General features: G+C 74.8%; 17 protein-coding genes. 10 read left to right on the top strand and 7 right to left on the bottom strand.

All coding sequences use genetic code 11. The features are described 5' to 3' along the window. Positions 1 to 69 precede the first annotated feature (69 nt). Positions 70 to 1524 carry a peptidoglycan DD-metalloendopeptidase family protein gene (locus ACFYU9_RS13340; RefSeq protein ID WP_389344605.1) on the bottom strand — a complete coding sequence of 485 codons (1455 nt, stop codon included), beginning with the start codon at positions 1522 to 1524 and terminating at the stop codon, positions 70 to 72. Between the two features lie 241 nt (positions 1525 to 1765). Beyond that, on the bottom strand, positions 1766 to 2566 hold the full coding sequence (locus tag ACFYU9_RS13345; protein ID WP_389344770.1) for an esterase/lipase family protein: 801 nt from the start codon (positions 2564 to 2566) through the stop codon (positions 1766 to 1768). Positions 2567 to 2911: 345 nt separating this feature from the next. On the opposite strand from ACFYU9_RS13345, the gene ACFYU9_RS13350 reads away from it, so the two are divergent. Next, positions 2912 to 3319, top strand: a complete 408-nt coding sequence (locus tag ACFYU9_RS13350) for a cobalamin B12-binding domain-containing protein (protein ID WP_389204725.1) — start codon at positions 2912 to 2914, stop codon at positions 3317 to 3319. Between the two features lie 221 nt (positions 3320 to 3540). Here ACFYU9_RS13350 and ACFYU9_RS13355 read toward each other — a convergent pair whose 3' ends face one another. Continuing rightward, positions 3541 to 5151: a DUF5691 domain-containing protein gene (locus tag ACFYU9_RS13355; protein WP_389344607.1), complete on the bottom strand. Its 1611-nt coding sequence runs from the start codon at positions 5149 to 5151 to the stop codon at positions 3541 to 3543. A gap of 48 nt (positions 5152 to 5199) precedes the next feature. Further along, positions 5200 to 6708, bottom strand: coding sequence for an SWIM zinc finger family protein (locus ACFYU9_RS13360; RefSeq protein ID WP_389344609.1), 1509 nt, complete (start codon positions 6706 to 6708; stop codon positions 5200 to 5202). Between the two features lie 149 nt (positions 6709 to 6857). On the opposite strand from ACFYU9_RS13360, the gene ACFYU9_RS13365 reads away from it, so the two are divergent. The 5 genes from ACFYU9_RS13365 to sucD all read left to right on the top strand — a co-directional run bounded on the left by ACFYU9_RS13365 (position 6858) and on the right by sucD (position 14661). Continuing rightward, positions 6858 to 7979, top strand: coding sequence for an AAA family ATPase (locus ACFYU9_RS13365; RefSeq protein WP_389344611.1), 1122 nt, complete (start codon positions 6858 to 6860; stop codon positions 7977 to 7979). A gap of 158 nt (positions 7980 to 8137) precedes the next feature. Continuing rightward, on the top strand, positions 8138 to 10945 hold the full coding sequence (locus ACFYU9_RS13370; RefSeq protein WP_389344772.1) for a DUF5682 family protein: 2808 nt from the start codon (positions 8138 to 8140) through the stop codon (positions 10943 to 10945). A gap of 22 nt (positions 10946 to 10967) precedes the next feature. After that, the gene (locus tag ACFYU9_RS13375; RefSeq protein ID WP_389204719.1) at positions 10968 to 12125 is read left to right on the top strand and encodes a VWA domain-containing protein; all 1158 of its coding nucleotides are present in this window, start codon (positions 10968 to 10970) and stop codon (positions 12123 to 12125) included. Positions 12126 to 12577: 452 nt separating this feature from the next. Further along, a complete protein-coding gene (gene sucC, locus ACFYU9_RS13380) occupies positions 12578 to 13756 on the top strand; it encodes an ADP-forming succinate--CoA ligase subunit beta (RefSeq protein ID WP_389204718.1) in 1179 nt (392 codons plus the stop codon). Between the two features lie 20 nt (positions 13757 to 13776). Then, positions 13777 to 14661, top strand: a complete 885-nt coding sequence (gene sucD / locus ACFYU9_RS13385) for a succinate--CoA ligase subunit alpha (protein WP_384677300.1) — start codon at positions 13777 to 13779, stop codon at positions 14659 to 14661. A gap of 162 nt (positions 14662 to 14823) precedes the next feature. Here sucD and ACFYU9_RS13390 read toward each other — a convergent pair whose 3' ends face one another. Continuing rightward, positions 14824 to 16134, bottom strand: a complete 1311-nt coding sequence (locus ACFYU9_RS13390; protein WP_389204717.1) for a sigma factor-like helix-turn-helix DNA-binding protein — start codon at positions 16132 to 16134, stop codon at positions 14824 to 14826. Positions 16135 to 16245: 111 nt separating this feature from the next. Between ACFYU9_RS13390 and ACFYU9_RS13395 the strand changes: the two genes are divergently transcribed. After that, positions 16246 to 17907, top strand: coding sequence for a DUF6350 family protein (locus tag ACFYU9_RS13395; protein ID WP_389344613.1), 1662 nt, complete (start codon positions 16246 to 16248; stop codon positions 17905 to 17907). Between the two features lie 5 nt (positions 17908 to 17912). Here the strand turns inward: ACFYU9_RS13395 and ACFYU9_RS13400 are convergent, their stop codons facing one another. Further along, positions 17913 to 18566 carry a hypothetical protein gene (locus tag ACFYU9_RS13400; RefSeq protein WP_389204715.1) on the bottom strand — a complete coding sequence of 218 codons (654 nt, stop codon included), beginning with the start codon at positions 18564 to 18566 and terminating at the stop codon, positions 17913 to 17915. Positions 18567 to 18840: 274 nt separating this feature from the next. Here ACFYU9_RS13400 and purN point away from each other — a divergent pair, with 274 nt between their 5' ends. The 3 genes from purN to ACFYU9_RS13415 all read left to right on the top strand — a co-directional run bounded on the left by purN (position 18841) and on the right by ACFYU9_RS13415 (position 22609). Continuing rightward, the gene (gene purN / locus ACFYU9_RS13405; protein ID WP_389344615.1) at positions 18841 to 19461 is read left to right on the top strand and encodes a phosphoribosylglycinamide formyltransferase; all 621 of its coding nucleotides are present in this window, start codon (positions 18841 to 18843) and stop codon (positions 19459 to 19461) included. Next, on the top strand, positions 19445 to 21010 hold the full coding sequence (gene purH / locus ACFYU9_RS13410; RefSeq protein WP_389204713.1) for a bifunctional phosphoribosylaminoimidazolecarboxamide formyltransferase/IMP cyclohydrolase: 1566 nt from the start codon (positions 19445 to 19447) through the stop codon (positions 21008 to 21010). Before purN ends, purH begins: the two co-directional genes overlap by 17 nt. A 132-nt stretch (positions 21011 to 21142) precedes the next feature. After that, positions 21143 to 22609 (top strand): DUF2079 domain-containing protein, encoded by a 1467-nt coding sequence (locus tag ACFYU9_RS13415; RefSeq protein WP_389204711.1) that lies wholly within the window; start codon positions 21143 to 21145, stop codon positions 22607 to 22609. A 123-nt stretch (positions 22610 to 22732) separates the two neighbouring features. On the opposite strand, the gene ACFYU9_RS13420 is transcribed toward ACFYU9_RS13415, so the two are convergent. Further along, complete coding sequence (locus ACFYU9_RS13420) at positions 22733 to 23317, bottom strand: hypothetical protein (RefSeq protein ID WP_389204710.1); 585 nt, start codon at positions 23315 to 23317, stop codon at positions 22733 to 22735. Positions 23318 to 23475 lie beyond the last annotated feature (158 nt).

A 23475-nucleotide genomic window follows, 5' to 3' on the forward strand; every position in this document is an offset into this window, starting at 1 on the left:
CCACGGCCGTTGTGCGAGAGGGCCCCGGCCGCTTCGGCGGTCGGGGCCCTCTCGTGTGCGCGTGACGGGTCAGCTCAGCGGGTCGAGGCCGTGGCTGAGCAGCCAGGGCAGCGGGTCGATCGCCGCGCCGCCGTTCGGCCGGACCTCGAAGTGGAGGTGCGGGCCGGTGGAGTTGCCGGAGTTGCCGGAGTACGCGATGACGTCGCCGGCCTTGACCTGACCGGAGCGGATCTTGGTGCTGCTGAGGTGGCAGTACCAGGTCTCGGTGCCGTCCGGGGAGGTCACGATCGCCATGTTGCCGTAGGCGCTGTTCCACTGGGTGCGGACGGTGCCGTCGGTCGCGGACATCACGGGCGTGCCGTACTGCACGGGGAAGTCGATGCCCGTGTGCAGCGACATCCAGTTGACGCCGGCCTGGCCGAAGCGGGCGCTGAGCTGGTGCAGCTTCACCGGGAGGAGGTACTTGGGCCGCAGCGCCTCCTTGCGTGCGGCCTCCTCCTCGCGCTTCTTGCGCTCCGCTTCCTGGCGCAGCTTCAGGTCGATGCGCTCCTGGGTGCGGCTGGCACGGTCGCCGAAGTCGCGGGCGTCGGCGCTGAGCGCGGCGAGCTGGGTGTCCAGCTTGCTGTTGGCGGCGACCTGCTTGACGGAGGCCGGGTCGGCGGCGGCCATGGACGTCGTGTCGTCCTTGGTGTCGCCGCCGCTGTCGGTGAGGCCGCCGACCGAGGCGGCGGCGATGCCGGCCACGCCCATCACGCAGGCGGAGGGGACGGCGACGGTCAGGAGCGCGGAGCGCTTGGCGGGCGTACGGCGCCGGCCGCGGCTGCCGCCGCCGGAGCGGCGCACGGAGCGGGCCGGGAGTTCGCCGTGGGCGACGTCGGCGGCCGGAGCGGGCGCGGTGGCGAGGCCGGCGTCGTCGTGCTCGCCGTCGTACGCGGTCTCGTCCTCGGCGTACCCGGCGCCGAGGAGGTCCGGGTCGAGCTCCAGGGCGATCATGGTCTCGGCGTCGTGGAAGGCGTCGGGCGCGTGCTCCGGCTCGGCCTCCGCCTCCGGGGCCTGCGGCTGCTGCTCGTACGACTCCTGGTACTGCTCCTGGTACGACTCCTGGTACTGCTCGTCGTACGGGCCCTGGTACGCGGCCGGGTCGTAGGCGTACTCGGCGGCGGGCTCGGGGGTGTACTGCTGCGGTACGAGCGGCTCGGCCGGGACCTGGTTCCAGGCGGCGGCGTCGTAGGCCCCGGTGTCGTAGCCCGGCGTCGTCCACTGCCCGTACTCGACGGACTGCTGGGGCTGGGCCCCGGTCCAGGCGGTGGCGTCCCACTGGGCGGTCGCGGTGTACGAGCCGTAGGCGTTCGCGTCCCACTGGCCGGTGTGGCCGTAGTCGTACTGCGCGTACTGCGTGTGACCGCTCTGACCTGCGTCGTAACCGGTTTCGGCGTAGGTGCCGAACAGGGGGTCGACCGTGTAGCTGCCCGTGGTCCGGGTGGCGTCCGTGTCGTACCCGGCGTGGGGGTGCTGGTCGTTCACCAACTTCTCTCTCGCCTCGACAGCAGGGGGTGGAGCTGGGTGGAGCGGGGGGTCAAGCAGTGGCGTGACTGTACCCGGCGGTACACGGGGCGGACAATCTTCGGAGGGTTTCGAGCCACGGGGAAACGGGCAATCGGCCGCGTTTCGGGGGGTAGCGGAGACAGCCTTGGCCCTGTGTTCGAAGAACGTTCGAAGAACGGCAACCGGAACGGCGACCGGAACGGCAGCTTCTGGCGGCCCGTCAGGCGACGGAAGCGGCTCCGGGGCCGGCGTGCGGGCCGTGTCCGCGGCCGTCTCCGTCCCCGTTTTGCGCGCCGGCCGCCGGACCGCCGTCGGAGAGCGCCCGCAGGATGCCGGCCGCCACCGCCGGATGGACCGGCAGCGCGAGGTGCCCGACACCGCTGACCCGCACGTTCTCCACGAGGAGGTCCGGGTGGTCGAGCCGGGCCGTCTGCACCGGGACCATCACCTCGTCCAGATCGCTCCAGAAGCTCACGAACCGCGTACGGCAGCCCGGCGCCGGACCCGCCAGCTCGCGCAGCACCTCCGAGCCCGGCCGCATCTGGCGCACCAGCGGATGCGCGTCGGCCAGCGGCACGAACGTGGTGCCGGAGTGCGGGGTGCCGAGCATGACGAGCGTGCGCACCCGCGCGTCACCGCCCAGGCGCTGTACGTAATAACGGGCGATGAGGCCGCCCAGGCTGTGGCCCACCAGATCGGCCTCGGTGTGCCCGGTGCGCTCCAGCAGCTCCTCCACCCGGCGGGCGAGCAGCTCGGCGGCGGTGCGCAGGTCGTCGGTGAGCGGGGAGTAGTTGAGCGAATCGACCCGGTCACGGCTCCGTCCGTCGCGGGCGAGGGCGCGGCGCAGCAGGACGAAGACGGAGCGGTTGTCCACGAAGCCGTGCAGCAGGATCACCGGGCGCGGGCCGCTCGCGGCGGCCGTCGCGGCGGTGGCCGGGCGGCGGCGTTCCGTGATCAGGCCGGAGGGGTAGAGGACCAGATGGCCGGCGAGGACCGCGAGCTCCAGGGCGGCGGCCTTCATCCGGTCGGCGAGCGCGCCGGCGGAGTGCTCGTCGGCGGAGTACGTGTCGGCCGATCGCTCGCCGTCGGACTCGCCCGAGGCCGGCGGATCGGTGGGTGACGGGGTGGGGGTGGGCTCCATCGCCGACCTCCGTACGGTGCGGCGGGCCGCCGCACCTCCCGTGCCGTGCGGCTGACGGCGCGGGCGTACGGCGGCTCCGTGGCGGCTCCTCCGGGGGCGATCAAACGTCCCACGTGTGATTTCCCCCTCCCCGGCCACCGCGAAACGGCCAGGTGCGGGATGCTGGCGATAACGTTCGTTCACCTCCCCGGCAATCAGGCGCGGGGGTCGCATGTGGAGGCAGTGATGGGTGTGACCGGTCCGATCCGCGTGGTGGTCGCCAAGCCGGGTCTCGACGGCCACGATCGCGGGGCCAAGGTGATCGCGCGGGCGCTGCGCGACGCCGGTATGGAGGTCATCTACACGGGCCTGCACCAGACGCCCGAGCAGATCGTCGACACCGCGATCCAGGAGGACGCCGACGCCATCGGCCTGTCGATCCTCTCGGGCGCGCACAACACGCTCTTCGTGAAGGTCATCGAGCTGCTGAAGGAGCGCGACGCGGAGGACATCAAGGTCTTCGGCGGCGGCATCATCCCCGACGCGGACATCCCGCCGCTGAAGGAGAAGGGCGTCGCGGAGATCTTCACGCCGGGCGCGACCACCGCGTCGATCGTGGAGTGGGTCAACGCCAACGTGCGCGTGGCGGCCTGACGGTCCTTCCGCACCCCGTGACGTGACCGGGTGACGCGAGCCGGTGACATGCCCCGGCTCCGTGACCTGGTCACGTGACCGGGCGACCGCCGTACGGGCGGCCGCCCCGTTGCGTTCGTCCGGCTCGGTGTCACGCCGCGTCGTGCCCCGCACGCCCCCCGGCACCCCCCGCTCCCGCCGCGTCGTGCCCCGCACGGCCCCGCATCCCCGCTCCCGCCGCGTCACGTGGCCGTCGGCTCCGTCTCCGTCTCCGCCTCCATCAGCTCCGCGTGCATCGCGGCGCGCAGTTCCAGGGTGGAGACCAGGCGCTGGAACGCCTCCGACCAGTAGCCGCCGGCACCGGGGGAGGCGTCCTCCGTTTCGGCCGGGAGCGTGGTCAGGGCCGCGAGGCGGCCGGCGGTCCGAGGTGCGAGGCAGCGCTCGGCCAGGCCCATCACCCCGCTGAAGCTCCACGGATAGCTGCCCGCGTCCCGCGCGATGTCCAGGGCGTCGACCACCGCCCGACCCAGCGGCTCCGACCACGGCACCGCGCACACCCCGAGCAGCTGGAACGCCTCCGACAAGCCGTGCGCCGCGATGAACGAGGCCACCCAGGACGCCCGCTCCTCGGGCGCGAGCGTCGAGAGCAGCTGGGCGCGCTCCGCGAGCGAGGACGTGCCGGGGCCGGCCGTCTGCGGCGCGGCCGGCGTGCCGAGCAGGGCCCGCGACCAGTCCGCGTCCCGCTGCCGCACCGCCGCCCGGCACCAGGCGGCGTGCAGCTCGCCGCGCCAGTCGTCGGCGACCGGCAGGGCCACGATCTCCTCCGGGCTCCGCCCCCCGAACCGCGCGGGCCAGCAGTGCAGCGCCGCGGCCTCCACCAGCTGGCCCAGCCACCACGAGCGCTCGCCGCGCCCCGAGGGCGGCGTCGCCGACACGCCGTCGTGCCGCATGCCCGCGTCGCACTCGTGCGGCGCCTCCACCACGATCTGTGCCGCCCCCTCCGTACGGTCGAGGGACACGCACGACACGGCCCGCTCGGCCATTCGCGCGGCCAGCGCCGACGACGGCAGCGCGGACAGCAGCTCGGCGGCCGTCGCCCGCACGTTGCGGCTGCGGTCGGACAGGGCCGCCTCCAGGAACTCCTCGTCCGCCGGGCCGAGCCCCGCGCGCAGCGAGTCCAGGAACATCAGCCGGTCCTCCGCCCGCTCGGCCTCCCACGTCGACGCGAGCAGGCCCCGGCCCCCGTCCGGATCGTGCGCCCGTACGGCGGAGAGCAGCGCGACCCGCTCGGCGAACAGGCCCTCGTCCCACAGCGCGAGGACGGCCTCCCGGTCCGCCGGGTCGGGCAGCGCGCCACCCGCGCCCGCGCCGCGCAGCGCGAACTTCCACTCCGGGTTCAGCCGGGCCAGCCACAGCCCCCGCGGACCGGCGAACGCCAGCGTCTGCGGCCGCAGATCGGTGCGAGCCCGGGCAGCGTCGAGCAGCGCGGGCAGCGCGGTGGCGGGCGCGCGGTAGCCCCGCTCGTTCGCCGCCGCCAGCCACTGCGGCAGCAGCTCCGCCAGATCCGGCGCCGCCCCGCGCCGCCCCCCGGACGGCGCGGGCGCGGCCCGGCCCGCGAGCAACTGACCCAGCCTGCGCCCGGCCGCCGCGGGCAGCGCCGCCCGCCCGTCCGGCGGCGCCGGCTCCGGTGGCCGCGCGGCCGGTCCGGGCCGCAGCCCGGCCCTGCGCCGTACGGTGTGCACCGCGGCGGCGTCGAGCAGCGCGGCGGGTGCCGCGTCCCCGGCGGTGCGCGCGGGCGGCCTGCGGTCCGTGCCCAGCAGGGCCGAGGTGACGAGCTCTTCCCAGGCGTCCATGGACTCCTCCAGAGATAGAGAGATGGGTGGACCGACGCGGTTTCGCGGTCAGACGAGCGGCACCGTCTCGCCGGGTGCCGCGGGACCCCAGGCGGCCAGCGGTCTGAACCCCTCGTGCCCGACCTCGCCGAACACCGTCACCGGCTCCCCGCCGGAGAGCGCGACGAGCCGCCAGAGCCCGGGGCCGCCCTGGGCGGCGCGGGTGAGGGGTATGCCCTCTGCGACCCCGACCCCATCTCCGTCCTCGTCCCCGCCCCTGTCCTCGTCTCCCTCGCCGGCCTGGAAGGGCCCCGCGTCCGCCAGTTGCCAGCCGTACTCCGCGCGCGCCGGGACGACGTCCGCCAGCGTGACCGGCCAGGCGTCCAGCCACGGGTCCTCGCTCAGCGCGCGGCCGTAGGCGGCGAGGGCGGCGGCGACGGGGCCGCCAGGAGGCGGGGTCGCGGCGGCGGCAGGGGAGGCGGCAGGGGAGGCGAACTGCTCGACCAGTTCGGCGCGGAGGGCGGCGGCGCCCTCGTACGGGCGGAGCGCGGCGTCGAGTACGGCGCCGACCGGGAGGGCGAGCTGCGGGGCGCGGCCGGCCGCGCCGAAGGAGAGGAGCAGGGCCGTGCGGCCCGACTCCTTGCCGTACAGCCAGATGCGACGAGTCGTCAGACGCGAGTCGGCCGAGTCGTACTGTGCCATCACCAGCCAGTGGTCGCGCACCACCGGCCCGTCCTGCGGGGCCGTCAGACCGACCCGGGTGCGGACGGTCGCGGCCAGCGGGGCCGGGAGGCGGTCCGCTTGCAGCCACGCCCGGGCGAGGAGATGGGCCAGCGCGCACTCCTCCAGGAGCCGGACCGGCCAGCCGGGACCCGAGCCCGGCAGGGCGCCCAACTCCCGGACCCGGGCGGCGAGTCCGGGAGCCTGCGCGTCGACCATGCGGGCCGCCGTCTCCTCCCACTGCCCGTACCCCGTCTGCTCGGCCGCGGCGAGGCCGCCGCGCAGCAGATCCGCCAGCCGCTGCTCCAACTCCCGCGCGCCCGCCGTGATCCTGGCCGCCCGCCGCTCGGCGCGCCGCCGCGCCGCCTGCGGGTCGGCCGGACCCGGTTCCGCGCCGTCGGCCGCCACCCGCTCCTGCCGGGCCGTCAGCCACTCCCGCGCCCAGTCGGGCGGCGCGGCGGCGGCCCCGACCTCCCCCTCGGCCCAGAGCAGCAGGAGCCCCAGCGCGTGCTTGCACGGGAACTTCCGGCTCGGACAACTGCACGCGTACGCCGGGCCCGTGAGGTCCACGACCGTCCGGTACGGCGTCCGCCCGCTGCCCTTGCACAGCCCCCAGACGGCCCCGGCCCCACCGCCGGCCGCGGCCTCCCCGCCCGTACCACCGCCGGCCGCGGCCTCCCCGCCGGTCCCGCCCCCCGCGCCGACCTCCGTTCCGGCCCCCGTGCCGACCCCTGCCCCGGCCCCCGTCCCGGACCACGGGCCCGGCGTGCCCAGCGTGCTTCCCGCTCTGCGCGACGCGTCGTCAGGAGCCAGTGCCAGCACCTGATCAGACGTCCAGCGCACCCCCTGCTCAGTCATGCGAACGACCGTACGGGCCGCCACTGACAATCGTCCCGGCACGCCTCCCACCTGCGGTTTCCATGTGCCGTCCACAGGCACGGGCCGATTGTCAGTGGCGTGGTGCACCGTGGAACGCACAGCAGGTCGAACGATCTGGAGGGGGACCCATGAACCTGCCCGAAAACGCCACGGACACCGCCACCGAGCAGGCTCTGGCCCTGCGGCCGCACGCCGAGGACGCCTTCGCCCATGAACTCGCCGCGCTCGCCGCCGCCGACGACCGGCCCCGCCCGGCCCGCTGGCGGCTCTCGCCGTGGGCCGTCGCCACCTACCTCCTCGGCGGCACGCTGCCCGACGGCACGGTGATCACACCGAAGTACGTCGGCCCGCGCCGGACCGTCGAGGTCGCCGTCACCACGCTCGCCACCGACCGCGCCCTGCTCCTGCTCGGCGTCCCAGGCACCGCCAAGACCTGGGTGTCCGAGCACCTGGCCGCCGCCGTCAGCGGCGACTCCACGCTGCTCGTGCAGGGCACCGCCGGCACGCCCGAGGAAGCCATCCGCTACGGCTGGAACTACGCGGAACTGCTCGCCAAGGGCCCCAGCCGCGCCGCGCTCGTGCCCAGCCCCGTCATGCGGGCCATGGCGCGGGGCATGACCGCCCGGGTCGAGGAGCTGACCCGGATCCCCGCGGACGTCCAGGACACCCTCATCACGATCCTGTCCGAGAAGACCCTGCCCATCCCCGAACTGGGGGAGGAGGTCCAGGCCGTCGGCGGCTTCAACCTCATCGCCACCGCCAACGACCGCGACCGCGGCGTCAACGACCTGTCCAGCGCGCTGCGCCGCCGCTTCAACACGGTCGTGCTGCCGCTGCCCGCCACCCCTGACGCCGAGATCGACATCGTGGCCCGGCGCGTCGACCAGATCGGCCGCTCGCTCGACCTGCCGGCCGTACCGGAGGGCGTCGAGGAGATCCGCCGGGTCGTCACCGTCTTCCGCGAGCTGCGCGACGGCGTGACGGTGGACGGCCGGACGAAGCTCAAGTCGCCCTCCGGGACGCTCTCGACGGCCGAGGCGATCTCCGTCGTGACGGGCGGGCTCGCGCTCGCCGCGCACTTCGGCGACGGCGTGCTGCGGGCCGGCGACGTCGCCGCCGGGCTGCTCGGCGCGGTGGTCCGCGACCCGGCGGCCGACCGGCTGATCTGGCAGGAGTACCTGGAGACGGTGGTCCGCGAGAGAGACGGCTGGAAGGACTTCTACCGCGCCTGCCGCGAGGTGAGCGCGTGACCCGCCCGGCGGGCAGCGGCCCGCTCGCCGTCGGCCGGGCGGCGGACTCGATGACGTGTGGCCGGGGCGCCGGCGCCCCGGCCGGCGAAGACGTCGCCGAGACGCCGGAGACGCCCGGAACAGCGCCGACCGCGCCTGCCGGCCCTGTGCCCGGGCCGATGGCCGTGGCGCCGACGGTTCCTGGCGGAGCCGCGCCCGGACTCACCGCTACCGCGGCGACTGCTTCCGCCGGACCTGTGCCTGGGGCGACGGCCGTGGCGGCGACGGATCCTGCCGGCGTCGCGCCCGGACTCACCGCTACCGCGGCGACTGCTTCCGCCGGACCTGTGCCCGGCCCGGCGGCCGCGGTTGCCGCCACCGCGCCCGTCACGGCGGCCACCGCGCCCGTCACGGCCGCCACCGCGGCGTCCCCTGGCCGCCCCGTCCCCGGTCCGCTCCTCCTCGGCGTCCGGCACCACGGGCCCGGGTCCGCCCGGGCCGTGCTTGCCGCGCTGGAGGCCGGGCGGCCCAAGGCCGTGCTCGTGGAGGGGCCGCCGGAGGCCGACGGACTGGTGGCGCTGGCCGCGGAGGAGGGGATGCGGCCGCCGGTGGCGCTGCTCGCGCATGCCGTGGAGGACCCGGGGCGGGCCGCGTTCTGGCCGATGGCCGAGTTCTCGCCGGAGTGGGTCGCCATCCGCTGGGCGCTCGCGCACGGCGCGGAGGTCCGCTTCGTCGACCTGCCCGCCGCGCACACCCTCGCCGCCGGCGACGGCGAAGCGGCGGGGCCGCGCGTCGACCCGGTCGCGGAGCTGGCCGCGGCCGCCGGGTACGACGACGCCGAGCGCTGGTGGGAGGACGTCGTCGAACTGCGCGGCACGGCCGACCCGTTCGCCCCGTTCGAGGCGCTCGCCGAGGCCATGGGCGCGCTGCGCGAGGAACACGGGCACGGGGGCCACGCCCGCGACCTGGTGCGCGAGGCGCACATGCGGATCCGGCTCCGGGCGGCCCGCAAGGAGTTCGGGGACGACGTGGCCGTCGTGTGCGGCGCCTGGCACGTCCCCGCCCTGCGCCGCCGGACCACCCTCACCGCCGACCGGGCCCTGCTCAAGGGGCTTCCCAAGGTGCGGACGGCGCTGACCTGGGTGCCGTGGACGCACCGCCGGCTGGCCCGCCACTCCGGCTACGGGGCGGGCATCGACGCTCCCGGCTGGTACGCGCACCTGTTCACCGCCGCCGACCGGCCGGTCGTCCGCTGGATGACCAAGGTCGCCGGACTGCTCAGGGACGAGGACGTGCCGGTCTCCTCCGCGCACGTCATCGAGGCCGTACGGCTCGCCGACACGCTCGCCGTGCTGCGCGGCCGGCCGCTGCCCGGGCTCGACGAGACCACCGACGCCGTGCGGGCCGTCATGTGCGACGGCTCCGACGTGCCGCTCGGCCTGGTCCGCGACCGGCTCGTCGTCGGCGACGTCCTCGGCGTCGTCCCGGACGGGGCGCCCGCCGTCCCGCTCCAGCGCGACCTGGAACGGCTCCAGCGCTCCCTGCGGCTCAAGCCGGAGGCGCACGAGCGGGAGCTCGACCTCGACCTGCGCAAGGAGACCGACGCGGCGCGCGGCCGGCTGCTGCACCGGCTGCGCCTCCTCGGCGTCGACTGGGGCGTCCCGGTCCCCGGCCGTGCCTCGACCGGCACCTTCCGGGAGAGCTGGCGGCTGTACTGGCAGCCCGAACTCCATGTGCGGGTCGCCGAGGCGGGCGTCTGGGGCACCACGGTCGAGGCCGCCGCGACCGCCAAGGCCGAGGCGCTGGCCGCCGCGGCGGACGACCTGGCCGCCGTCACCGCGCTGGCCGAGCAGTGCCTGCTCGCCGGGCTCACCGACGCCCTGCCCGCCGTGCTGCGCGCCCTCGCCGACCGCGCCGCGCTCGACGCGGACGTCGCCCACCTCGCCCAGGCCCTGCCCGCCCTCGCCCGCTCGCTGCGCTACGGGGACGTGCGCGCCACCGACACCACCGCGCTCGGCGAGGTCGCCGCCGGCCTCGCCGAACGCGTCTGCGTCGGCCTCCCGCCCGCCTGCGCCGGCCTGGACGCCGACGCCGCCACCGAGATGCGCGGCCGCCTCGACGGCGTCCACGCGGCGATCGCCCTCCTGCCGGCCCGCCCACCAGCAGCACCGGAGCGATCCGCCGCGGACGGCTCGACCGCCGCCCCGGCCGACACCGGCCGGGTTCCCGGAGCCCGTACGGGAGGCGCCGGAGCATCCGGTGGCGCCGGGGAGGCCGCCGTGCCCAGTCGGCCCCTCACCCCGCCCACCACGCTCCCGGTCACCGCCGACCAGGCCCCAGGCGCCGCCCGGCCCGCGGCCCTGCCCGACGCTGCCCGGCCCGCCGACCAGGCCCCAGGCGCCGCCCGGCCCGCCGACCAAGCCCCAGGCACCGCCCCGCCCGCCACCACCCGGCCCCCCTCACCGGTCCCCGGGCCCCCGCCCGCTCCCGGGCTCGCCGAGCGGTGGGGCGGCGCGCTGCACCGCCTTGCCACGCGGGACCGGGTGCCCGGGGTGTTGCGGGGGCGGGCCGTGCGGTTGCTGCTCGACGACGGGCGGCTCGGGGAGGACGAGGCCGCGCGGCTGATGGGGCTCGCGCTGTCGCCGGGGACGGCGCCCGCCGACGGCGCCGCGTGGATCGAGGGTTTCGTGGGCGGCGGCTCCGGGGGCGGGCTGCTGCTCGTGCACGACGAGCGGCTGCTCGGACTGGTCGACGCGTGGCTGAGCGCCGTACCGGCGGACGCGTTCACCGGGGTGCTGCCGCTGCTGCGGCGCACGTTCGGCGCGTACGAGCCCGGGGTGCGGCGCGCGCTCGGCGAGCTGGTGGCGCGCGGGCCGGCGCGCGGCGGGGCCGCGAGCCCGGCCGTGGCGACACCCGGCTTCGGCGCCGCGCTCGACGAGGAGCGCGCCGATGCCGTACTGCCCCTGCTCCAGCTGATCCTCGGATGATTCCCGGAACGGAGGTCCACTCATGAGCACGCCCACGAGCGACGACGAGCGGCTGCGGCGCTGGCGCCTGGTCCTCGGCGGCGGACCGGCCGACGGCACCGGCCGCGCGCTGACCGGCGCCGACGCCGCGATGGACGGCGCGCTCACCGCGCTGTACGACAAGGGACCGGGTGACGGGCCGCGCGGCACGGAGCGTTCCGCCGGGCTCGGCGGCTCCGCGCCGTCCGTCGCGCGCTGGCTCGGCGACATCCGCACGTACTTCCCCAGCAGCGTCGTGCAGGTCATGCAGCGCGACGCGATCGACCGGCTCGGGCTCGCCGCGCTGCTCCTGGAGCCGGAGATGCTCCGGGCCGTCGAGGCGGACGTCCACCTCGTCGGCACGCTGCTGTCCCTCAACAAGGCCATGCCGGAGACGACCAAGGAGACCGCGCGGGCCGTCGTGCGCAAGGTCGTCGACGACCTGGAGCGGCGGCTCGCGAGCCGCACCCGCGCCGCACTCACCGGCGCGCTCGACCGCTCGGCCCGGATCAGCCGGCCGCGCCACCGGGACATCGACTGGGACCGGACCGTCCGCGCCAACCTCGGGAACTACCTGCCCGAGCACGGCACGGTCGTGCCCGAGCGGCTGATCGGCCACGGCCGGGCCTCGCGGGCGGTCCGGAAGGAGGTCGTGCTCTGCGTCGACCAGTCCGGCTCGATGGCCGCCTCCGTCGTCTACGCCTCCGTCTTCGGCGCCGTCCTCGCCTCCATGCGGTCGATCGCCACCCGCCTGGTCGTCTTCGACACGGCCGTCGTCGACCTCACCGACCGGCTCGACGACCCCGTCGACGTCCTCTTCGGCACCCGGCTCGGCGGCGGCACGGACATCAACCGGGCGCTCGCCCACTGCCAGTCGAGGATCACCCGCCCCGCCGACACCGTCGTCGTCCTCATCAGCGACCTCTACGAAGGCGGAATCCGTGACGAGATGCTGAAGCGGGTCGCCGCGATGAAGGCGTCCGGCGTGCGGTTCGTGGCGCTGCTCGCGCTCTCCGACGAGGGCGCGCCCGCCTACGACCGGGAGCACGCCGCCGCCCTCGCCGCGCTCGGCGTCCCCGCCTTCGCCTGCACCCCCGACCTCTTCCCCGAGGTCATGGCCGCCGCCCTGGAGAAGCGCCCGCTGCCGATACCCGAGCGGTGACGGCACCGGTCCGCCAGGAGGGACGGGTCAGGCGGGGCGGGTACGGATTCCGCAGGCCGCCCGGTGCGGAATCCGTCGCCGGAGCACCACTCGGACGGACGTGTGGACCGTCACTGAGGCCCATATCACAGTGGTGTCCGGTCGGCCCTCGCTCCGGCGCCCGGCGTGCCGTGAGGCGGGCAACCCCCGCCCCCAGCCTGCCGCGAGGGCGTCCGGGGGCACCACCCCGGGTTCTACGGAAAGCCCCGCCGCCCCTACGATCTGTGACCCGTATCACCGCCAGGTTGTGATCTGCGATTTAGGGCCGCACGTCCCACGGGGATAACCTGCGAGACGGACATGCCGCGTCCACGGTCACCGTGTACGCCTCCCTAGTGACAGCGCAGTCACGTTGCCCTTCGCGGCACGCCCACGCAGACAACGAACCGCGATCATCTAGAAAAGGGACGCGCGTGGACCTGTTCGAGTACCAGGCGAGGGACCTCTTCGCCAAGCACGGTGTACCGGTGCTGGCCGGTGAAGTCATCGACACGCCTGAGGCGGCGCGCGAGGCCACCGAGCGGCTTGGCGGCAAGTCGGTCGTCAAGGCGCAGGTGAAGGTCGGCGGCCGCGGCAAGGCCGGCGGCGTCAAGCTCGCCGCCACCCCGGACGAGGCCGTCGCCCGCGCGACGGACATCCTGGGCATGGACATCAAGGGCCACACGGTCCACAAGGTGATGATCGCGGAGACCGCTCCGGAGATCCTCGAGGAGTACTACGTCTCGTACCTCCTCGACCGCACCAACCGCACCTTCCTCGCGATGGCCTCCGTCGCCGGTGGCATGGACATCGAGGAGGTCGCCGCGACGACCCCCGAGAAGCTCGCCAAGGTCCCGGTGGACGCCAACAACGGCGTGGACATCGAGAAGGCCCGCGAGATCGTCGCCCTGGCGAAGTTCCCGGCCGAGGTCGCCGAGCAGGTCGCCGAGGTCCTCGTGACCCTGTGGAAGACCTTCGTCGCCGAGGACGCGCTCCTCGTCGAGGTCAACCCGCTCGCGAAGGTCGCCTCCGGCGACGTCATCGCCCTCGACGGCAAGGTGTCCCTGGACGCCAACGCCGACTTCCGCCAGCCGGAGCACGAGGCGCTCGAGGACAAGGCCGCAGCCAACCCGCTCGAGGCTGCCGCCAAGGCCAAGGGCCTCAACTACGTCAAGCTGGAGGGCGAGGTCGGCATCATCGGCAACGGCGCCGGCCTGGTCATGTCGACCCTGGACGTCGTCGCGTACGCCGGTGAGAACCACGGTGGCGTGAAGCCCGCCAACTTCCTCGACATCGGTGGCGGCGCCTCCGCCGAGGTCATGGCGAACGGCCTGGAGATCATCCTCGGCGACAAGGACGTCAAGTCCGTGTTCGTCAACGTCTTCGGTGGCATCACCGCCTGTGACGAGGTCGCCAACGGCATCGTCCAGGCCCTGGAGCTCCTCGCCTCGAAGGGCGAAGAGGTCACCAAGCCGCTGGTCGTGCGACTGGACGGCAACAACGCGGAGCTGGGTCGCAAGATCCTGTCCGACGCCAACCACCCGCTGGTGCAGCGCGTGGACACCATGGACGGCGCGGCCGACAAGGCCGCCGAGCTCGCGGCTGCGAAGTAAGGGACGAGGACTAAACAGCCATGGCTATCTTCCTCAACAAGGACAGCAAGGTCATCGTCCAGGGCATGACCGGTGCCACGGGCATGAAGCACACCAAGCTCATGCTGGGTGACGGCACGAACATCGTCGGCGGCGTGAACCCGCGCAAGGCCGGCACGTCCGTCGACTTCGACGGCACCGAGATCCCGGTCTTCGGCACCGTCGCCGAGGCGATGGAGAAGACGGGCGCCAACGTCTCCGTCCTCTTCGTCCCGCCGGCCTTCGCCAAGGCCGCCGTGGTCGAGGCGATCGACGCCGAGATCCCGCTCGCCGTCGTCATCACCGAGGGCATCGCCGTTCACGACTCCGCCGCGTTCTACGCGTACGCCGTCGAGAAGGGCAACAAGACCCGCCTCATCGGCCCGAACTGCCCCGGTCTCATCACCCCGGGCCAGTCGAACGCCGGCATCATCCCGGGCGACATCACCAAGCCGGGCCGCATCGGCCTGGTCTCGAAGTCCGGCACGCTGACGTACCAGATGATGTACGAGCTCCGTGACCTCGGCTTCTCCTCCGCCGTCGGCATCGGTGGCGACCCGGTCATCGGCACCACGCACATCGACGCCCTGGCGGCCTTCGAGGCCGACCCGGACACCGACCTGATCGTCATGATCGGCGAGATCGGCGGCGACGCCGAGGAGCGTGCGGCCGACTTCATCAAGGCCAACGTCACCAAGCCGGTCGTCGGCTACGTCGCGGGCTTCACCGCGCCCGAGGGCAAGACCATGGGCCACGCCGGCGCCATCGTCTCCGGCTCCTCCGGCACCGCCCAGGCGAAGAAGGAGGCCCTCGAGGCCGCCGGTGTCAAGGTCGGCAAGACCCCGACCGAGACCGCCAAGCTGGCGCGCGCGATCCTCGCGGGCTGACCTCGCACAGCAGCCCGACGGGCCACGCGGCCGTCAGGTCGCGACGAGCCGCAAGGCCGTCACGAGCCGTGAGGCCGTGAGGCCGTGAGGCCGTGAACGAGTGGGCCCCGCCCCTCCCGGGAAACCGGGCGGGGGCGGGGCCCACTCGCGCGTTCACGCCGCTCACTCGGCCCGGGGGATCAGGCGTTCCGGGCCCGGGTTCGGGGCCGTGCGCAGCAGCTCGCGGATCACCACGTCCACCGGGCGCAGCTTCTGCGGGCCGCCGCGGACCGGGACGCCGTCGACGACCTCGCCGGGCGCGTTGACCGGGATGTAGCGGGTCGGCGCGGTGGCCGCGGTGAACGCCGTGACGGCGATCAGCGCCGCCGACACCCCGACCACGGCCCGGGTCAGCCGCCGCGACCGCAGCTCGCTGCCCGTACGCACCGCGCGCGCCTCGGGCAGCGTCGCCGTCGGCGCCTCCGCGACGAGCGCGCCGAGCCGCTGCTGCAGCACCTCGGGTTCGCCGAGCTCGGGGATCCGGCGCGCGATGGCCGTCCGGGCGTGCAGCAGGCGGTTCCCGGCGGCCGGGGTGCTCGCCTCGGTCTCCGCCGCCGTCTCCGGCAGGTCGAGGCCGAGCCCGTCGTACAGCAGGACGGTGCGGCGGTACGGCGCCGGCAGCTCCAGGAGCGCCCCGAGGAGGGCCTGCCGGGACGCCTCGGTCGGGGCCGCGTCCGGGTGCCGGTGGCGGCGCCGGAAGCGGTGCCAGGGCGACAGCGCGTACTCGTACGCGGCCGCGCGCACCCAGCCCACCGGATCGCGGTCGCGCGCGACCTCGGGCCAGTGCCGCCAGGCGTGCAGGAAGGCGTACTCGACGGACTCCCGGGAGAGCCGGCGGCGCCCCGTGAGCAGATACGTCTGGTGCGCGAGCCCGGGCGCGGCGTACGCGTAGAGCGCGTCGAACGCGCCCTCGGGCGTGAGCCCGGGAGCCGCCTCCGGCTCCTCGGCGGAGCCGGGTGCCCGCGGATCCGCCGGTACGGGACCGGCGGCCCCGTGCGCGGCCGCCGCCGGCCGCGGGTCCGCGGCGGCCGGTCCGCCCCGTCCGGCCGGCGCCGCGGGCTCCGGGGCCGGTTTCAGGCGCTCCTCGCCCCGTCCTGGCACGGCCTTCGGGCCCTTCGTCAGCGGCACCGCCGGTGCCTTCGGCGGGCGGGCGGCGCCCTTCGCCGCCGCGCGGGGGCGGGTGGCGGCGAAGGCGGGGCGGGCCGGTTTCCCGGTGCGGGGCGCGGTGGGCTCCTCGTACACGCCGAGCAGCTTCGCGTACGCCTCCCGCTTGCGTCCCCTCGGGGAACTGCGGCCGGTCTCCCAGGCCCGGACGGTGGCGCGGGTGACGCCCAAGGCCTCGGCGACCTGCTCCTCGCTCAGCGGGAGCGCCTCACGCAGCCGGCGCCGCTCCTTGGGGGAGGGCAGCACGACGGACGGACTCGTCGGACTCATCGAGGTCGACCTCCCGCGGCGCAGCTCTGGGCGGAAAAGTACATAAACGTATCTTGAGCGACACAACGGCCATTCGCCTGTTACGAGGGCAAACCGCGTGTCGCTGGCAGCATGACTTCCGTGACCCACCTGACCGCGGGGCAGCGCCCGCCGCTGGTGCCCGACGTCCCGGTCCAGGGCCGCCGGCCGGCCGCCCTGGCCACCGCCTTCGTGCGCGGCGGCGTCGCGGCCGGGCTGGGCCTCGGGGCCCTCGCCGTGCTGGTGACGGCCGCCTGGATCGCCTCGCCGTACCCGGACGGCGGGCCCGGCGGCGCACTGCACACCGCCGCCGGGCTGTGGCTGCTCGCCCATGGGAGTGACCTGCTGCGCCTGGACACCGTCTCCGGCGTCCCCGCGCCGCTCGGCGTCACACCGCTGCTGCTCGGCGTCCTGCCGCTGTGGCTCGCGCACCGCGCGGTCCGCGACACCCTCGACCCCGGCGACGGGCGGCCGACGCCGTCGCCGGCCGGGGCGGTGGCGGCGGTGGCCGGGGGATATCTGCTGGTCGCGGCGGCGGTCGTGGTCTACACAGAGGCTGGCGCCTTCCCCGCGGACCTGGTCACCGCGGGCGCCTGGACGCCGGCCACGGTGCTGGCCGCGGCCGCCGCCGGCGCCTGGACGGCGCACGGCCGGCCGCTGCCGGCGCCGGAACGCTCCGCGGTCGCGCTGCGCGCCGCCGGACTCGCGCTCACCGCGCTGCTCGGCGCGGGGGCGGTGCTCGTCGGGACCTCGCTGCTCTGGCACGTCGGCGCGGCACAGACGTCGTTCGACGGGCTCGCGGACGAGTGGTCGGGGCGGATCGCGGTCACGCTGTTGGTGCTGGCGCTGCTGCCGAACGCCGTCGTGTGGGGCGTGGCGTACGGGCTCGGCCCCGGCTTCGCCCTCGGCACGGGCGCCCTCGTCACCCCGCTCGGCTTCACCGGCGCGCCGGCCCGCCCGGACTTCCCGCTGCTCGCCGCGCTGCCCGGCCCGGGACCCGGCAGCTGGCCGCACTGGGCGGCCGCCGCCGTCCCGCTACTCGCCGCCCTCGCCCTCGGCCGCCGGGTGGGCCGCGCCGCCGCCGGCTGGAGCCTCCGGGACACGGCCCTGACCGTCCTCGCCGCGGGCTCCGCCTGCGCCGCCGCCGTCGCCGTCCTCGCCGCCGCGGCCGGCGGCCCGCTCGGCCCGGGGCGGCTCGCCGCCTTCGGTCCGGTCTGGTGGCGGACGGGGGCGGCGGCGCTGGTCTGGTTCCTGGCCCTCGGCGCGCCGACGGCCTTCGCGGTACGGGCCTGGGGGCGGCGCGCACAGCGCCGGGCGGCCCGGGCGGCCGCCTCCGTACCCGTACCCGTACCGCTCCCGGACGACCCGACTCCGCCGGGCCCGCCCTCCGACGCCGCCGGCGCCCTGGCCCGGCTCGACGCGCTCGACGCCCTGGACGCGCTGGACGACGATCCGGCCGACGAGGGCTACGACTACCTCCCGGCCGCCTGGGAGCCCCCGCCGCCCGCGCCCGGACCTCCCGCAGCCTCAGCGCGCCCGGATCCCGGGTCCTCCGATCCCGAGTCCGCCGCTCCGGAGTCCTCTGATCGCGAGCCCACTGGTCGCGAGCCCACTGGTCGCGAGCCCACTGGTCGCGAGTCCTCTGATTCCGGGCGCCCTGTTCCCGCGTCCTCCGGTCCTGGGTCCCCGGGTCCTGAGCCCTGGGATCCCCAGTCCTCGGATCCGAGGTCCTCGGCGCCGGGCCCCCAGGACTGAGCCTGCTACTCCCGCACCCCGAACGTGTCCTGCAGCGGCTTCGGCAGCAGGCTGTTGCAGGCCAGCTGGCTCTGCTTCGTCAGGGCGTCCGCACGGCACTCGTAGAAGTCGCGGTAGGCGAGCTGTACCGCGAAGCCGCTCGCGACGATCATCAGCGCGACCGAGGCGGTGACGAGACCGGCGATCGCCGCCGTCTGCTTGGAACGGGCGGCCGCCGCGGTCGCGGCCAGGGCGGCGGGGGACTGGGGGCCCTCGGGAGTCTTGGGCCTGGTGCGCAGGGCGCTGATGGCCCAGTAGGCGCCGAGGGCGCCGAGGAGGAGGGCGAGTTCCTGGATGAAGAAGGAGAAGAAGAAGGCCCACATGCCGGAGAGCACGGCATAGCGGGCGCGGCGCTGGGCGGGGTCCGTCGGGTCCCAGCGCAGCCCGGGGCCCTGGCCGCCGTCAGGGCCGCCCTGACCGCCGCCCTGGCCGCCCGAGGGCTGGTCGGGGCGGCGGCCGAAGCCGTCCGAGGAGCGGCCGGGCTGGCTGGCGCTCCAGCCGGGGCCGGACGCGCCGTCGTCCGAACCTTCCGGGTGCCGTGGCTGCCACGGCTGGTCCGGCTGGCCCTCCGGCGGCGGTGCGAACGGGTTGTTGTCGTTCGTGGACTGGCGCTCCGGCATCTGCTGGACGTCTTCCCTCTGTCTGTCGACGGTCTGTCGTAGGCGTTGACGACGGTCTGTCGTAAGCGGCTGCGGCCCTCGTGCGGCCCCGGTGCGGCCCGTTCCGGCGGGCCTTCGGCCCCTGACGCTACCGCCCGGTCACGCCCCCGTCCCGTGGGGGCCTTCCGGAGTGCCGGTATCGTTGCTGACGGTCGGGCCCTTCGTAGGGTTCCCCGTATCGAGGGATGCGATTCGTTCGTACGACCGCACAAACACCACGGAAAGAGTGACCCCAGTGGCTGCCGCCCGTCTCGTCGTCCTGGTCTCCGGCTCCGGCACGAACCTCCAGGCGCTCCTCGACGCGATCGCCGCCGACCCCGAGGGCTACGGAGCCGAGATCGTCGCCGTCGGCGCCGACCGCGACGCGATCGCCGGTCTGGAGCGGGCCGAGCGCGCCGGGATCCCCACCTTCGTGTGCCGGGTCAAGGACTTCGGGACCCGCGAGGAATGGGATCGCGCCCTGACCGAGGCCACCGCCGCGTACGAGCCGGAGCTCGTCGTCTCGGCCGGCTTCATGAAGATCGTCGGCAAGGAGTTCCTCGCCCGCTTCGGCGGCCGGGTCGTCAACACCCACCCGGCGCTCCTCCCGAGTTTTCCCGGTGCCCACGGCGTGCGCGACGCACTCGCCTACGGGGCCAAGGTCACCGGATGCACCGTCCACTTCGTCGACGACGGCGTCGACACCGGCCCGATCATCGCCCAGGGCGTGGTCGAGGTGCGGGACGAGGACGATGAGGCCGCGCTCCACGAGCGCATCAAGGACGTCGAGCGCTCGCTGCTCGTCGAGGTCGTGGGGCGACTCGCCCGCAACGGCTACAGCATTGAGGGACGAAAGGTTCATGTCGGTGAGCACTGACACCGTTAAGCCCATCCGCCGCGCGCTGGTCAGCGTCTACGACAAGACGGGGCTCGAAGAGCTGGCCCGTGGTCTGCACGAGGCCGGCGTCGAGCTGGTCTCCACCGGCTCCACCGCGTCGAAGATCGCCGCCGCCGGCGTCCCGGTCACCAAGGTCGAGGAGCTGACCGGCTTCCCCGAGTGCCTGGACGGCCGCGTCAAGACGCTGCACCCGCGCGTGCACGCCGGCATCCTCGCCGACCTGCGCCTGGAGTCGCACCGCGCGCAGCTCGCCGAGCTCGGCGTCGAGCCCTTCGACCTGGTCGTCGTGAACCTGTACCCGTTCCGCGAGACCGTCGCCTCCGGCGCCTCGGCGGACGAGTGCGTCGAGCAGATCGACATCGGCGGCCCGTCGATGGTCCGCGCCGCCGCCAAGAACCACCCGTCCGTGGCGATCGTCACCAGCCCGGAGCGGTACGCCGACGTGCTCGCCGCCGTCCAGGCCGGCGGCTTCGACCTGGCCGCCCGCAAGCGGCTCGCGGCGGAGGCGTTCCAGCACACCGCCGCCTACGACGTGGCCGTGGCCTCCTGGTTCGCCGACGACTACGCGGCGGCGGACGACAGCGGCTTCCCCGACTTCCTCGGCGCCACCTACGCCCGCGAGAACGTGCTCCGCTACGGCGAGAACCCGCACCAGGGCGCCGCGCTCTACGTCGACGGCACCGGCGGCCTCGCGAAGGCCGAGCAGCTGCACGGCAAGGAGATGTCCTACAACAACTACACGGACACCGACGCCGCGCGCCGGGCCGCCTACGACCACGCCGAGCCGGCCGTCGCGATCATCAAGCACGCCAACCCGTGCGGCATCGCGGTCGGCGCCGACGTCGCCGAGGCGCACCGCAAGGCGCACGCCTGCGACCCGCTGTCCGCGTTCGGCGGCGTCATCGCCGTCAACCGCCCGGTGTCGGTCGAGATGGCCGAGCAGGTCGCCGAGATCTTCACCGAGGTCATCGTGGCCCCCGGCTACGAGGACGGCGCGGTCGAGATCCTCGCCAAGAAGAAGAACATCCGCGTCCTGCGCGCCGAGGGTGCCCCGAGCAACCCGGTCGAGGTCAAGCCGATCGACGGCGGCGCCCTGCTCCAGGTCACCGACCGCCTGCAGGCCGAGGGCGACGACCCGGCGAACTGGACCCTGGCCACCGGCGACGCCCTGTCGGAGGCCGAGCTCGCCGAGCTCGCCTTCGCCTGGAAGGCGTGCCGCGCGGTGAAGTCCAACGCGATCCTGCTCGCCAAGGACGGCGCCTCGGTCGGCGTCGGCATGGGCCAGGTCAACCGCGTCGACTCCGCCAAGCTGGCCGTCGAGCGGGCCGGCGAGGAGCGGGCCCGTGGCGCGTACGCCGCCTCGGACGCCTTCTTCCCGTTCCCGGACGGCCTGGAGATCCTCACCGCGGCCGGCGTGAAGGCCGTCGTGCAGCCGGGCGGCTCGGTCCGCGACGAGCTGGTGATCGAGGCCGCGCAGAAGGCGGGCGTGACGATGTACTTCACCGGCACGCGCCACTTCTTCCACTGATCGCACCCTGATCCGTCCCTGATCCGTGCAGTGCCGCAGGCGGGCCGCCCGCCCGCCTGCGGCCCTCCGCCGTCCGCGTGACTCTGTTCTAATGGGTTGCTCTTCTGTCGGCGGCTGGTCCATGGGGGCGCGGTGTTGGATGTGCAGAACGGGTCCGCGGCGGACGCCCGGGTTCCCGCGGCCAGGAAGCCCGCGGAGGAGGGCCGCGCCGAGCCGCCCGTCCCCGCGCCCGCGCCCGTGCTTCCGTACGCCGCCCTCGCCACCGTCCTCGGCGCGCTCTACTTCCTCTACTCCTGGATCCAGTACGAGCGGTTCCGCACGCCCTCCTGGGACCTCGGGATCTTCGAGCAGTCCGTGCGGGCCTACGCGGAGCTGCGCGCCCCGATCGTCGACATCAAGGGGCCCGGCTTCCTCATACTCGGGGACCACTTCAGCCCGGTGACGGCGCTCGTCGCGCCGCTCTACTGGCTGTGGTCCTCCCCGCTCGCGCTCCTCTTCGCGCAGGCCGCGCTCTTCGCCGCCTCCGCCGCGATCGTCGGCCGCACCGCCCAGCAGGTGCTCGGCAGCCGGGCCGCCGGCATCTCCCTCACGGTCGCCTACGGGCTCTCCTGGGGGCTCCAGGAGGCCGTCAAGTCCGACTTCCACGAGATCGCCTTCGCCGTCCCGCTGCTCGCCCTGACCTGCCGGGCGCTGCTGCTCGGCCGCTGGACCGCGGCCGCCGCCTGGGCCGCGCCGCTCGTCCTCGTGAAGGAGGACATGGGCCTGACCGTCGCCATGGTCGGCGCGGTCCTCTTCGTCAAGGGGCGGAAGCGCCTCGGCGCCTGGCTCGCCGCCTTCGGCACCGCGTTCTTCGCGCTCACCGTGCTCGTCCTCATCCCGGCCGCCAGCAAGGCCGGCCAGTACGACTACTGGGCCAAGATCGACAAGACCGGCGAGGGCGCGGACGTGTCCGCGCTCGACTCGCTCGTCGGCGCCTTCGGCCACGCCGAGAAGTGGGAGATGCTCCTCTTCCTCGTCGGCATCACCGGCTTCCTGTGCCTGCGCTCCCCGCTGATGCTGCTCGTCCTGCCGACGCTCGGCTGGCGCTTCCTCTCCCAGGACCCGAACCACTGGGGCATGTTCTGGCACTACAGCGCCATCCTCATGCCGGTGGTCTTCCTCGCCCTGGTCGACGCGGTCCGGGCGGTGCGCACCTCGCCGCGCGCCTGGCTCGCGTCGTACGGGAAGGTCGCTGTCCCCGTCGCCACGGCGATCGCGGCCGTGCACGCCCTGAACATGCCGCTGCACGAGCTGCTGCGCTCCGAGACGTACGCGACCGACGCCCGCGTCGAGGACGCGCGGCGGGCGGTCGCGGCGGTGCCGGCGGGCACGAGCGTGGAGACGAACGTGACGCTCATGGCCCATCTGACCGGCGACCACACCGTCTACTGGGTCGGCGGCGCGCCCGGCGTGCGCCCCGACTACATCGCCCTGGACCTCAATTCCGGCTGGTCCCAGCCGGTCACCGACCCGGCGGGCCTCGCGGGCCAGCTGCACCCGGGGGCGCGCTACGAGGTGACGGCGCAGGAGGGCCAGTTCGTGGTGCTGAAGCGGAGCTGAGCCGCCGGCGGCGCGTGCGCCGGCGGACCCGCGGGCGCGTCACGTACGGACCCCCACGTACGCGGAAGGGGCCCGGTTCCAGACGGAACCGGGCCCCTTCCGCTGCCGCGGGCGTGCCGCGGATCAGACGCGCGGGCGCTTGAACCAGGCCGCGCCGTCGGCCTTCGCCACGAAGACGACGATCAGGATCGCCAGGACGAGGTGGATCAGGCTCAGCGGGAACCAGGGGTAGATGCTGAACACGATCGCCAGCGAGGCGAGCACGATGATGCCGGTGCGGGCACCGCTGCCGCCCTTGCCGCACTGGAGCGCGCCCCAGATGGCACCGGCGAGGAAGAGCACCGCGAGCACGATCAGCGCGTAGATCATGCCCGTGCCGAACTTCGTGACCGTGTCGAAGTTCGAGTCGGCCTTGAGCTGCGGGTCGTCCTTCAGCTTCTGGACGGCGGCGAGGCCGAGCACCAGGATCGCCAGGCCGATGACCTGGAGGCCCGCGATGACCCACAGCATGACGCGCGCGGCCTTGACCGTGCCCGGCATCTCCATCGGGGCGCCGTAGCCGCCGGGGGCGCCGTACGCCGGGGCGGCCGGGTAGCCGTAACCCTGCTGCGGCGGGACGCCCTGCGGGGCCTGCTGCGGGTAGCCGTAGCCGGGCTGCTGGCCCTGGGGCTGCTGGCCGTAGGGGTTGTTCGGGTCGCCGAAGCTCATCGAGGAGTTCCTCCGTTGTTTTCTTGCGGGGACGACGCGGCCCGCGCGGAGGAATGTTCAGCACGTGTGTCACAACGTATGAGCGGTTTTGCCCCCCGGCACTGCCCGCGGCTTTGCGCGGATCATCGTCGTCACATTGGCGACTTCTTGTCCAGTCG

It is taken from the genome of Streptomyces sp. NPDC004327 (assembly GCF_042873935.1).
Lineage (GTDB): Bacteria > Actinomycetota > Actinomycetes > Streptomycetales > Streptomycetaceae > Streptomyces.

Excerpts from the sequence above, each read along its gene's own strand:
- ACFYU9_RS13420 (WP_389204710.1), bottom strand. The coding sequence starts at position 23,317 with ATGAGCTTCGGCGACCCGAACAACCCCTACGGCCAGCAGCCCCAGGGC.
- ACFYU9_RS13375 (WP_389204719.1), top strand. The coding sequence starts at position 10,968 with ATGAGCACGCCCACGAGCGACGACGAGCGGCTGCGGCGCTGGCGCCTG.
- sucD (WP_384677300.1), top strand. The coding sequence starts at position 13,777 with ATGGCTATCTTCCTCAACAAGGACAGCAAGGTCATCGTCCAGGGCATG.
- ACFYU9_RS13395 (WP_389344613.1), top strand. The coding sequence starts at position 16,246 with ATGACTTCCGTGACCCACCTGACCGCGGGGCAGCGCCCGCCGCTGGTG.
- ACFYU9_RS13370 (WP_389344772.1), top strand. The coding sequence starts at position 8,138 with ATGGCCGTGGCGCCGACGGTTCCTGGCGGAGCCGCGCCCGGACTCACC.
- ACFYU9_RS13355 (WP_389344607.1), bottom strand. The coding sequence starts at position 5,151 with ATGGACGCCTGGGAAGAGCTCGTCACCTCGGCCCTGCTGGGCACGGAC.
- ACFYU9_RS13365 (WP_389344611.1), top strand. The coding sequence starts at position 6,858 with ATGAACCTGCCCGAAAACGCCACGGACACCGCCACCGAGCAGGCTCTG.
- ACFYU9_RS13350 (WP_389204725.1), top strand. The coding sequence starts at position 2,912 with ATGGGTGTGACCGGTCCGATCCGCGTGGTGGTCGCCAAGCCGGGTCTC.
- ACFYU9_RS13360 (WP_389344609.1), bottom strand. The coding sequence starts at position 6,708 with ATGACTGAGCAGGGGGTGCGCTGGACGTCTGATCAGGTGCTGGCACTG.
- purH (WP_389204713.1), top strand. The coding sequence starts at position 19,445 with ATGTCGGTGAGCACTGACACCGTTAAGCCCATCCGCCGCGCGCTGGTC.
- ACFYU9_RS13390 (WP_389204717.1), bottom strand. The coding sequence starts at position 16,134 with ATGAGTCCGACGAGTCCGTCCGTCGTGCTGCCCTCCCCCAAGGAGCGG.
- ACFYU9_RS13345 (WP_389344770.1), bottom strand. The coding sequence starts at position 2,566 with ATGAAGGCCGCCGCCCTGGAGCTCGCGGTCCTCGCCGGCCATCTGGTC.
- ACFYU9_RS13400 (WP_389204715.1), bottom strand. The coding sequence starts at position 18,566 with ATGCCGGAGCGCCAGTCCACGAACGACAACAACCCGTTCGCACCGCCG.